At 70.2% G+C, this 5,379-nt stretch carries 7 protein-coding genes; 2 read left to right on the top strand and 5 right to left on the bottom strand.

All coding sequences use genetic code 11. From position 1 onward, the window contains the following. Nucleotides 1-277 precede the first annotated feature (277 nt). Both AQJ46_RS04720 and AQJ46_RS04730 read right to left on the bottom strand, forming a co-directional pair. On the bottom strand, nt 278-490 hold the full coding sequence (locus AQJ46_RS04720) for a hypothetical protein (protein ID WP_159063992.1): 213 nt from the start codon (nt 488-490) through the stop codon (nt 278-280). A 563-nt stretch (nt 491-1,053) separates the two neighbouring features. Next, nucleotides 1,054-1,449 carry a Tn3 family transposase gene (locus tag AQJ46_RS04730; RefSeq protein WP_063803754.1) on the bottom strand — a complete coding sequence of 132 codons (396 nt, stop codon included), beginning with the start codon at nt 1,447-1,449 and terminating at the stop codon, nt 1,054-1,056. A 43-nt stretch (nt 1,450-1,492) separates the two neighbouring features. Here AQJ46_RS04730 and AQJ46_RS58975 point away from each other — a divergent pair, with 43 nt between their 5' ends. Next, nucleotides 1,493-1,699 carry a Tn3 family transposase gene (locus AQJ46_RS58975; protein WP_404828365.1) on the top strand — a complete coding sequence of 69 codons (207 nt, stop codon included), beginning with the start codon at nt 1,493-1,495 and terminating at the stop codon, nt 1,697-1,699. Beyond that, a complete protein-coding gene (locus tag AQJ46_RS56510) occupies nt 1,659-2,213 on the top strand; it encodes a hypothetical protein (RefSeq protein WP_208616870.1) in 555 nt (184 codons plus the stop codon). The genes AQJ46_RS58975 and AQJ46_RS56510 overlap by 41 nt, the downstream gene beginning before the upstream one ends. Before the next feature lie 139 nt (nt 2,214-2,352). Here the strand turns inward: AQJ46_RS56510 and AQJ46_RS04740 are convergent, their stop codons facing one another. From AQJ46_RS04740 to AQJ46_RS58760, 3 genes are all read right to left on the bottom strand, one after another. Further along, nucleotides 2,353-3,594 carry an FAD-dependent monooxygenase gene (locus AQJ46_RS04740; protein WP_225887235.1) on the bottom strand — a complete coding sequence of 414 codons (1,242 nt, stop codon included), beginning with the start codon at nt 3,592-3,594 and terminating at the stop codon, nt 2,353-2,355. Nucleotides 3,595-3,844: 250 nt separating this feature from the next. Next, nucleotides 3,845-4,861, bottom strand: a complete 1,017-nt coding sequence (locus AQJ46_RS04745) for an NAD(P)/FAD-dependent oxidoreductase (protein ID WP_059204329.1) — start codon at nt 4,859-4,861, stop codon at nt 3,845-3,847. 240 nt (nt 4,862-5,101) lie between these two features. Next, nucleotides 5,102-5,317 (bottom strand): RraA family protein, encoded by a 216-nt coding sequence (locus AQJ46_RS58760; RefSeq protein ID WP_318656710.1) that lies wholly within the window; start codon nt 5,315-5,317, stop codon nt 5,102-5,104. Between the last annotated feature and the right edge of the window lie 62 nt (nt 5,318-5,379).

The following is a 5,379-nucleotide window of genomic DNA, read 5'->3' on the forward strand; positions in this document are numbered from 1 at the left end:
CGTCGTCGGCGCATACGGCCACAGCCCCGCCCGCCTCACCTCGATCGCGGAAAGCGCGTTCGCCTTGCTGCCTCGCCCGCGCCAAAGCTGAGAAGGCCACGGCCGGCCCCGTTGCACCGGCATCCGATGCGACGGGCCCACTTCGACGCCCCGCAGGCACGGCCCGCAGGTTCACGCGCCGCCGGGCGGTCGCCCGGGCGGCCGGCGAAGAACTGCGCCCGCATCCAGTCGAGTTGCTCCACCGCATACACGGTGTCGCCGGCCTTGAACTACACGGTCAGCCGGCCGAACGCCTCGCCGCCGGCAGACAGTGGCACTTCGGCCGCCGCTGCGCCAACCCGGACCGCGTGTGCAGGAATTCGTGAGCCTGCATGGCGACCCCGACACGGCCCGGGTCAGCGCCGACGGCCAGCCGGTTGAGCAGAACCTGCTGGACATCGACGTACAGGTCCACCACATCGACCAACTCGTCCGGGTAGGGCTCACTCATAGCCACGATCTTTATCCCCGCGCGACCAGGGCGGGGCCGACTTCCGCTTCCCCAGGCTCAACTCTCGCCGCGGCCGTCGCGGCCGTGCCCAACCACCATAGCGAGAGCCCTTCCTGGACCCTGACCAGCCTGATCGTTGTTTTTACGCTGGAAACTACGGGCGGGCCATGATGGGCCGCTACGCCGCGGCCGGTGGCCGCGACTACGAGACCCGGGACCGGATCCTCGACGGGATCGGCCACTGCGCGACCCGGCTCATGCAGTACTCCGGTGACCCGATCCACCCGGACCGGCCGGCCGCCGCCGTACAGGCCGTCACCGCCGCGGCAGGCGTCACCGTCAAGGACGGCGCGCCGGCCGAGCCGACCCACCACCGCGCCCTGGCCCAGGCGCTGCTCACGACCGTGCGGCGGGCCGGCGCGTACTTCCCAAATCAGCCCGGACGACTGGCCCGACCCGCTGCCCGAGGTGGTCCGCGGCGCGGTCCGCCGGGCGCCGCTGGTCAACGGCGACCCGTTCCTGTCCGGCGACACCTGCGGCGGCCAGGACTGAGCCGGGCCGGGTCAGGGCACCGGGTCGAGGGTGAGGTCGATGTCGGGCAGGTGCGCGTCGTACTGCTCCGGGGTGATGGTGATCTCGTCGGTGGCGTAGACGCCGAACCGGTTGATCCGCATCGTCTCGTACGGCGACAGCACGGCCAGATCCTCCGGTTTGGTCTCCCAGCCCTCGGCGGCGAGCTGGCGCAGCACGCTCATCATGTCCAAGGTGGTGTGGAAGATGACGGCGTCGGTCAACAGGGTGGAAAACTTGATGTGCTTCTCCTGCTCGGCGGGGTCGTTGTCGCGGACCCGGCCCTCGTCGCCGAACCGGCACCAGGCGGAGAAGTTGTTGTAGGACTCGACCTTGCTGGTCGCCGCCGTGGTCCGCCGGCGTAACTGCGGATCCGACAGGTAGCGCAACTATCTGGCCGATGAGTCGTACCGCCGGCGCATCGCCCGGCAGTTGAACAAGGGCGAGAACCTGCACGCCCTGCGCCGGGAACTGGCCTACGCCGGCGAGGGAGCGGTCCGGCGCCGGCACCACGAGCAGCAGTCGGAGCAGATGTGGTGCCTGACGGTGGCCACCAACGCGATCGTTACCTGGAGCACCGAGTTATTACGGCCTGGCGGTGACCGCGCTGCGTCGTGCCGGCCGGCCCATCGACGATGAGCTGCTGGCGCACATCTGGCCCAGCCACCACGCCAACGTCAACTTTTACAGAACCCACTCGGTGGACATCGACGGCGAGTTGGCCAAGCTGGACACCGACGGCTACCGGCCACTGCGGCTACCCAGGGCCGCCCGCGGCAGATCTGTGCTGTGGCTGCTCGCCTTACCGGCATGGCCGGCGAACTGCACGATGCCCGCACCGGCCGGCTGCGTTCGTTCCTCAACAACGCACACACCAGCATCGGACCCGGCTCCTTCTCGTCCGCGGCCGCCGCGGTGGCGGCGATTCCACGACCAAGCCGCGGCGCCGATGACCCGCCTCGCCAACCGCGTCGTGCGCTCAGAACCCGCCCAGGTTCCGCTGCAGCTGCACCGCCTCGACCGCAAGACCGGGATCGCGTGCAGCCGGTGCGGCACCCGCAGCCAAACGACGGTAGTCGCCACCCTCGACGCAGACTGGACCAGGCTCGTCGACCGCGGCTGCTACGACGCGTGGAGCAAGCAGCTCGGGTGAACCCCGATGCACCGGACAACAGCCTGTTCTCCGGTACATGACCTCCCGGCCATCCCCGCGACCTGCGCCCTAGCATTCGTTCGACGAAGTTTCGGGCCCAGACGGCCTCGTTCTCCCGCTCGTATGCGAGGAACTCCACTCACGCTGCGGCGGCGGCGATATCCAGACTTTTCATCCGCGTACTCTTGGCCCTCGTCTTGGCGAGCAGCCGGCCGGCGATCGGCAGCCGGCCGAGGCGGATCATCACGGACCGAAGCAGCAACTCGGCGCGGTTGCCCGGGGTGAGGAAACCGCGCTGGCTCACACCGCTGCCGAGGTGGTAGTCGATGAACGGGCGCAGGTGGTCCTCCCAGTCCTGCAGCGCTCGTGGCACGTCGTGCGGGTGGCGTTCCAGCATGGTGCCGAGCAGGTCCGCCCCGGCCAGGCCGGCGGATGCCCCCATGCCGGAGTAAAGGGTCAGGCACCACGCGGCGTCGCCGACGAGCACGACTCGGCCGCGGTACCAGTGGTCGAGGTGCACCTGCTCGGTGGAGTCGAACAGGTGGTCCGGGGCCTTCTCGAACTGGTCGAGCAGCCAACCGAGCGTGGAGCCGGTGGGCTCGGCGCCGTAGGCGGCGCGCAGCGAGTCGATGGCCGGCCGGGTGAACTCGGCGTCCACGTCGTCGGTGCGGTAGGAGAACAGCACCGACGGCGGACGGTCGGCGAACGGGAACACCCACACCGATCGGCCCGCCTCGGCCATGGTCAGCCCGTCCTGTGGGCGGTAGCCGGGTACCGGCTCGGGCAGGCTGTACACGGCGATCATGTAGTTCAGTCGACGGATCGGGCTCGGCTCGGGCTCGAACGCAAGCCGGCGCACCGTCGAGCGCAGTCCGTCCGCCCCGACCACCAGGTCGAACCGTTCGACGGTCGTCGTCTCCGTCGTCAGGTCGCGGATCTCGACGTCCACCCCGTCGAGGTACTGGTCCAGCGCGATCGGCACGGTCGAGTACCGGATCTCGACCTCGTCGGGCAGGGCGGTGAAGGCCGCGTCTTCGATGTCGCCCCGCACCGTCAGTCGAGACCCGGGGAACACATCGGCGTAGCCCACACCGCGGCGGCGCCGGCCCGTGCGGTCGACGTCGTAGCTCACGCTTTCCGGAGCGACGCGATTCGACACCGCATCGGCGAAGCCCAGCCGTTCGGCGGCGGCGAGCCCGGCCCCGAACAGGGCGAGGAAGTATCCGCCGCGGCGCCGCTCGGGGGCCTTCTCCAGCACCACCACGTCCCAGCCCGCGCGATGCAGTCGCAGCGCGGAGGTGATCCCGCTTATCCCGAGGCCGACCACCAGGGCCCGCTGTCGCGATGTCGTGTTCTTGTCCATGGGATGGCGCTCCGACATTGCCGTGTCCTTCATCTTGTGGGGGGTGGGTCGGCCGCTCAGGAAGCCGCGGATGTGGAGTCGTCGAGGCGGGCGAGGACGTCGAGGAGGGTTGCGTTGACCTCGGCGCGACGCTCCTGCTGCCTGCTCGCTGGGCATGACTGAAAACCACCTGGAAACTGATCAGTTTCCAGGTGGGGGAACAGGTCGCTCTCCTCGCCGACAAAGGTGAGGCGAGCGGGTGACGGGCTGAGATCTCAGGGCTTCGAGATCATCGTGTGGCCGCTTGGGGGCTTGCCTCGGCGATCTTCTGGAGGGCCGCGTCGGTGTCCGCGATGGCGAGCGTCCTGTTGATGTCGGCGCCGGCCAGTGCGCCGGCCGCTGCGGAGGCTCCGACCTGGGCGACCAGATCGGTGACGTTGCCAGCCACCCACACACCCGGCACCTCGGTGGTGCCGGCCGTGCCGGAGGCGAAACCGCGGCCCTTCGGCAGGTCCCGCACCGGCAGGCCCAGACCTTCCAGGCCCTGGGTGCGGGCCTGCAGCTGCGCGGCGACCGCGAGGACGCGGCGGGCCACGACCTGGCCGTCGGCCAGGCGCACCCCGGCGAGGGCACCCTCCGCGTCGTTGACGACCTCGGTGACCGGGGTGTCGACGACGTGGATGCCGCGGGCGGCGAAGCGGGCGCGGCTGCCCTCGTCCAGGTCGGTGCCGTGGGTGAAGTAGGTCAGGTCCTCGGTCAGCTGACGGAACAAAAACGCGTGGTCGATGGAGGCGGGGCCGGTGGCGAGGATGCCGATGGGCTCGTCGCGCACCTCCCAGCCGTGGCAGTACGGGCAGTGCACCACACTGTGTCCCCAGTGCTCGGCAAGCCCGGGCACCTCCGGGAGCACATCCGTGAGGCCGGTAGCGACCAGGATGCGGCGGGCGGTGATGTGGCGGCCGTCGGCCAGGGTGACGGTGAACCGCAGGTCCCCGTCCGCCGACGGGGCGGCAGACTCGGCCGCGACCACCTCGCCGGACACGACGCGTCCGCCGTACTGGCGCACCTGCTCCCGGCCCCGTCGAAGGATCTCGGACGGCGGGGTGCCGTCCAGGGCGAGGAGGCCGTGCACGGCCTCCGCGGGCGCGTTGCGCGGGGAGCCGCTGTCGATCACGACGACCGAGCGGCGGGAGCGGGCGAGGATCAGTGCACCGTTCAGCCCCGCGGCGCCCCCGCCGATCACCACCGCGTCGACGGTCCCCTCGGCCAGTGCGTCGCTCACGTACGGAGAAGTCGCCATAGCCATGGCCTCCTGCCTTTCCTTGTCAGTCATGGTTCGGTCAGCCCTTCGAGTTCTGGGTGGTCGGTGGGGGGTCAGCTGTTCAGGAAGCCCAGGATGTGATCGGCGACCGTCTGGGGCTGCTCCAGGTGCAGGAAGTGCCCTGCGCCGGGTTGTGGCCCCGTACAGGTAGAGCGACGGGACGGTGAGGCGCCAGGCGTGCACGCAGCCTGTCCGGTGAGCTCAGGACGGTTGTGTACTGAACAGTCAGAAACCTAGGCGGTTCTGTACTGAGTTGTCAAGTGCGGCGGGTCGGCTCTTCCTTTCCCCTTGGTCGCGACGACGGTGGCCGAGTGTGTGCGAGCAGTCCTGCAGGGGAACGCACAGCACTCCGTCGTCGTCGGCCGCGATCACGTCACCGCGTCGGACGGTGGTGCCGGCGACCACGGCGGGCGCGTTCACCGGGCCGGGGCCGGCCTTCACCGTGCCCTTGCGCCGAGACCCCGCGCGAACGGGCAGGGAAGCCCCTTGCCGTCAGCTCGGAC

Source organism: Streptomyces canus, from assembly GCF_001514145.1.
GTDB lineage: Bacteria > Actinomycetota > Actinomycetes > Streptomycetales > Streptomycetaceae > Streptomyces > Streptomyces canus.